Raw genomic sequence first — 2,060 nt, 5'->3', positions numbered from 1 at the left:
CCATGGTCATGCCGCCGCACCGCGAGGGCGGCCAGCTGCAGTACTCCGCGCCGCCCCACCCGGCGCAGATCGACGGCACGCTCGCGCCGCTGCTGGAATGGGCCGGCGAGCGTCTCGGCGAGCCGCTGACCGTGGAGGACATGGCCGCCCGCGCGGGCGTGTCGGCGCGCACCCTCACCCGCAGGTTCACCGACCAGCTCGGCACCAGCCCGGGGCAGTGGCTGCTCGCCCGGCGGATCGCCGCCGCCCGCGACCTGCTGGAGGCGTCCGACCTTCCGGTGGACGCCGTCGCCCGGCGCGTCGGCCTCTCCTCGGCCACCAACCTGCGCAGGCGGTTCCTCAACGCCGTCGGCACCACCCCGGGCGCCTACCGCCGCGCCTTCCGCGCCGCCCCGCGAGCCCGGACGCCGGGGACGCCTCAGGACGGGGACATGGCGCGCAGCCGTTCGTCGAGCTCGCTGCGGTAGAACTCCATGAACCCCTCGGGGTCGGGACCCCAGTTCTGCATGACCAGATGGTCGGCGCCCGCGTCCACATAGGACTGCGCGCTGGACAGATAGCGCGACACGTCAGGCCCGCACGGCATGGCCTCGCGCATGTCGTCCTCCCTGACCGTCTCGGAGGCGGCGGCGAAGCTGGGCGGGTTGGGCAGCTCCGCCATCACCGGCCAGCCGCCGGTCGACCAGCGCCCCAGCCTGTGCACGGCCTTGACGGCGGTCTCCTCGTCGCTCGCCCAGGACATCGGCATCTCCGCGTAGTGCGGGCCGCTGCCGCCGTGCGCGCGGTAGGCCTCGGCCAGCGACGGATCGGGCTCGGTGGCGAACAGGCCGTCCCCGTGCTCGGCGGCCAGCCGCGCCGCCCGCGGCCCGCCCGCCGCGACGGCGATCACCGGCGGCTGCTCGGGCAGGTCCCAGACCCGCGCCGCGGCCAGCTGGTAGTGGTTGCCCTCATAGGACCGGTATCCGCCGCGCCACAGCAGCCGGATGATCTCCAGCGCCTCGACGAGCATCTCGTGCCGGACCCGGACGGACTCGGCGAACCCCGTCCCGACGATGTGCTCGTTCAACCGCTCGCCCGAGCCGACGCCGAGAGTGAACCGGCCGTCCGACATGACCGCCACGGTCGCGGCCGACTGGGCGATGATCGCCGGGTGGTACCGGACGGTGGGGCAGGTGACCCCGGTGGCCAGGCCGAGCGTGGTGGTGTTCGCCGCGATCGCCCCCAGCACCGACCAGGCGAACGGCGAGTGCCCCTGCTCCTCCACCCACGGGTGGTAGTGGTCGCTGATCTCGACGAAATCGAACCCGGCCTGCTCGGCCCGCTCGGCCTGCGCGACCAGTTCCTTGGGGCCGAACGCCTCGGCCGCGAGCTTGTAACCTATCTTCATAACGCCCGCCTACCCGACCGCGGCCGGGCCATACCCCACCCCCACCACTACTTACGATATTTGTCATATTTTAGCCAACCCCCGAATTGTGCGGTGGGGCCCAAGCTGCAATTCGGTGCCCGGCTGCGATCAGAATTTCGCCAGGTGCAATTACCGGCTTTTCGGGGTCAGGGAGCTCTCCGGTCGCGCGAAGGCGCGTAACGAGATGAGTGTGCCTTGGGGAAAGGGCCGCCCTTGCTGCGGGTCGGACGCCGGGTCCGGCGTTCATCTGGCGACGGATCGCCGAAGGCGTGAACTTCTTCGGGCCCTCGGGAGATCCAGACGCCGGATTCCGGGCGCGGGTTCGGTGCGAAGCGGGTCGGATTGATCACGTCGCGTCGCACCAACCCCCGGGACGGTGCTCGCATCACACCCCGTACAGCACGATCACGGAGACCGTGCCCCGAGGTTGGGAGCTCCCCCCATGCGCAAGATCCTGCTCACCGGTGCGGCCGCGGCGCTCGCGCTCAGCCTTTCGGCCTGCAACATCGACGTCACCGGCAAGGCGACGGCGTCGGAGCCCTCCGGATCCGCGTCGGCCCCGAGCAGCGGCTCCGCCCCGTCCGGCGGCCCGTCGCACCACAGCACCGGCTCCGGCGGCTCGGGCGGCTCGGGCGGCTCGGGCGGCTCGGGC

General features: G+C 72.3%; 2 protein-coding genes and 1 pseudogene. 2 read left to right on the top strand and 1 reads right to left on the bottom strand.

Annotation, left to right across the window (positions count from 1 at the left end; all coding sequences use genetic code 11):
* Window positions 1–467, top strand: a 467-nt coding sequence (locus tag AB0J52_RS37860) for a helix-turn-helix domain-containing protein (RefSeq protein ID WP_500187809.1), incomplete at its 5' end; no start/stop codon positions are given.
* Here the strand turns inward: AB0J52_RS37860 and AB0J52_RS37855 are convergent.
* A complete protein-coding gene (locus AB0J52_RS37855; protein WP_500187808.1) occupies window positions 419–1,387 on the bottom strand; it encodes a TIGR03557 family F420-dependent LLM class oxidoreductase in 969 nt (322 codons plus the stop codon). The genes AB0J52_RS37860 and AB0J52_RS37855 overlap by 49 nt on opposite strands.
* Window positions 1,388–1,850: 463 nt before the next feature.
* Between AB0J52_RS37855 and AB0J52_RS37850 the strand changes: the two are divergent.
* A pseudogene (locus AB0J52_RS37850) lies at window positions 1,851–2,060 on the top strand (hypothetical protein); the annotation flags it as partial.

Origin of the sequence: Spirillospora sp. NPDC049652 (assembly GCF_040675125.1) — a bacterium.
GTDB lineage: Bacteria > Actinomycetota > Actinomycetes > Streptosporangiales > Streptosporangiaceae > Spirillospora.
This window is presented reverse-complemented; position numbering and strand designations above follow the sequence as displayed.

Bases quoted from the DNA above. Each gene is read 5' to 3' on its own strand.
- AB0J52_RS37855 (WP_500187808.1), bottom strand. From the start codon at position 1,387: ATGAAGATAGGTTACAAGCTCGCGGCCGAGGCGTTCGGCCCCAAGGAA.